Raw genomic sequence first — 2,680 nt, 5'->3', positions numbered from 1 at the left:
CGCCGGCCTCTGGTGGGAGAAGCGGACGCTGCAGAACTGGTTGGCGGGCCGCGGGCCGATTACGGCGCGATAAACCAGCTCCGCGGTTCCCGTCTACCCGGGAGCCGAGCTTCGGCGCACGACGTCAGCGGAGCAGGCGGGTCTTCGGGTTCGCGAGGCTCCAGGTGTACCAGAATGTATCGAAGCCCATGAGAGGACGAACCGTGGCTCCGTCGAACGAGCCGTCCATCGGATCGAACCGCGCCCCCGTCGGCACTTCCACCCAGTCGTCTCGAAGGCGCTCGAACCCGGTCGAAGAGACGTAGGCTTGGGTCGACTGAAACATCGAGGCGCCCCGCCCACGGTAGAGCAGGACGTGCGTGCCGTCGTCGAGTCGGTACGTTTTCCCTCCCTCGAGGCTCTCGATGGGGATCGCGTAGGCGACGTCCTCGTGCCGAAAAGCGAAGACCGGCGCCATCGATGGAAGTCTGTCGTCAGCGGCGTCCGCGAACAGTCCCCGCGAGCCCTGGAAATATTCCGCGTAGGGGTTCGGGGCGTCCTCGCTGCCATTGACCGAGAGAACCAGAGTATCCGGGTGCCTCTGCCTCCAGGCTCTCCACTGCATCTTCTCCCCGAGAGGCAGCTCCACGAGCTTAGTCCCCGAAAGCTCCCCCGCCACGGCTTTTCCCTCCATGATCGACCAGTAGGTGTCGGTCTCCTTGTCCTGCATGATGAGGGCGCCGTTCACGAGTCCGCCCGAGGGCTCGAACCGCAGCGTTTTTCCTTCGTAGTCCCGGCCGTACACGACGGCCGCGTTCGCGAGCGGTCACCATACGGCCGCGAACCGCGTGTCGCCGATCGCATCGTTGACGACCTCATGGCTGTTCAGCAGATTCAAGCTGTAGGCGCGGGCCTGACCATCGATGACGACGCCCAGCACCCAGGTGCTCGGGCCGATCCGCGCTTCGGACGCGGGTACATAGGTCGGCTCGTCGATAGCGGCGAGTCGCCCACGCGGCAATACCTGACGATAGCCCTCCGGCTTGTCTTGCATCGAGGCCGAGCTGGCGAGGGCCGCGAGCAACATGAAGGCGATGGCAGACATCGGAGACATCGCGCGGTTCATCTGATTACGATTCCGGCGAGGCTTCGATGTCGAGCGTGATTTCGACCTCGTTGCCTACCATGACTCCACCGGCTTCGATCACTTCGTTCCATTTCATGCCCCAGTCCGTCCGGTCGATGGTAGTCGAGGCATGAAAGCCGTACTTCACGTTTCCCCAGGGATCTTTCGCTTTTCCCAGGAACTCCGCCTCGAGGACGATCTCTCTATCGACGCCGTGCATGCTCAGGACGCCGGGGATGCGAGCCTTGTTCTCGGAGAACTTCGCGCTCCCCGTGCTCCTGAACGTCAGCGTCGGAAACCGCTCCACGTCGAAGAACCGCTTGCTTCTCAGATCCTTGTCCCGCATCTCGACGTTCGTGTCGATGCTCGCCGCCTGAATGGTCGCGGTGACCTCCTCGAGGGTCTGGGTGGATTCGTCGAAACGAAAGGAAGCATCGAACTCGCGAAACTGTCCGTTGACCTTGGTCAGGAGATGCCTCACGCTGAAGCCGATGGTGGAATGCTGGGGGTCCGCCTTGAAGCTCGCCGCCTGCGCGAGCGTCGCGAGGAGAATCAGGGCGAGCGCGAGCACGGCGCTCGACGCGGTAACGGATTTGCTCTTCGTCATTCTCGAGCTCCTCCAGGAGACCGGCGAGAGAAACCCTCGCCGGCCCCTGAGATGTTTCTTTCCTCTACTACTCGGCGGCGGTAAGCCGGCCGCCGTCGATCTTGAGACAGAGCTCCTTTTCCATGTCCAGATAACCCTGTCGCTTGCACGCGTTCTGGCCGGCACAGGAATGGCCTGGTCCGCCACAGTCGCCGACGCCCTTGCATTTGTTGACTCCGTAACAGTGGCCGACCTCGCCCTCCTGGGCAGCTCCTCCCCCGCCCCGAGCCGCCATTGCCAGGGGCACGCTCAGGATGCCCGCGAGCGAAGCGACGAGAAGCGACTTTGAGCTCGGTTTCTTCATTTTCCTTTCTCCTTTTCTCTTGAACGACGCTCATTGCGTCGGGTTGACGAAAAGCCCTTCCCCGACCATTCGACGAAAGGCCCCAAGAATCTGAACGATGGCGGCGGGATCGCCGTCCGCGCCGAGCGCCTCCTGGACTCCCAGGAGACTCGTTCCGCCGCTCGCGGCTTCCACGATGCGAGCGATGGTCTCGCTCGCTTCGGTACAGTGCGACTGATAGCCTCGACGAAACACCAGAACGGTCGATGGTCGGTCCTCGACCTGAACCGAGATTTCATGGTCCGACCGGTCCTTGCACTCCCAGATGTCGATGAGCGGCCATTTCGAGCGGATCACCGCCGTGCCGGGCATGAGCTTCAGAGGCATTTCGGACACGCTTTCGGGGTTCATCGCCTGCAGGTCGTCCCAAAGAAGTGCCTTTGCATCCTCGGAAACGAACGCTTCGGCAAGCGCCCACTCGAGCCGCGCCAGATCCGGTAGAAACGGAAGCTTCGTCGAAAGAAAATCGGTCTCGAGAAATCTCGATAGGCGATCGCCGATTCGACCCAGATCGTGAAAACGAGGCGCGTAGGCCAGCGCGTACCGCCGAGCCATCGAGTCGAAGGCCTCGTGGCCAACGATGCGT

4 protein-coding genes are annotated in these 2,680 nt (G+C 62.5%); all 4 read right to left on the bottom strand.

Annotated elements, in window-relative coordinates; genetic code table 11:
* Nucleotides 1-124: 124 nt before the first annotated feature.
* Nucleotides 125-1,033, bottom strand: coding sequence for a DUF3179 domain-containing (seleno)protein (locus tag VEK15_18680; GenBank protein HXV62732.1), 909 nt, complete (start codon nt 1,031-1,033; stop codon nt 125-127).
* 76 nt (nt 1,034-1,109) lie between these two features.
* Nucleotides 1,110-1,712, bottom strand: a complete 603-nt coding sequence (locus VEK15_18675; GenBank protein HXV62731.1) for a YceI family protein — start codon at nt 1,710-1,712, stop codon at nt 1,110-1,112.
* Nucleotides 1,713-1,779: 67 nt separating this feature from the next.
* Complete coding sequence (locus tag VEK15_18670; GenBank protein HXV62730.1) at nt 1,780-2,055, bottom strand: hypothetical protein; 276 nt, start codon at nt 2,053-2,055, stop codon at nt 1,780-1,782.
* A 30-nt stretch (nt 2,056-2,085) separates the two neighbouring features.
* A partial coding sequence (locus VEK15_18665) for a hypothetical protein (protein HXV62729.1) occupies nt 2,086-2,680 on the bottom strand: 595 nt, incomplete at its 5' end.

It is taken from the genome of Vicinamibacteria bacterium, from assembly GCA_035620555.1.
In the GTDB taxonomy this organism is placed as follows: Bacteria; Acidobacteriota; Vicinamibacteria; order Marinacidobacterales; family SMYC01; genus DASPGQ01.
This window is presented reverse-complemented; position numbering and strand designations above follow the sequence as displayed.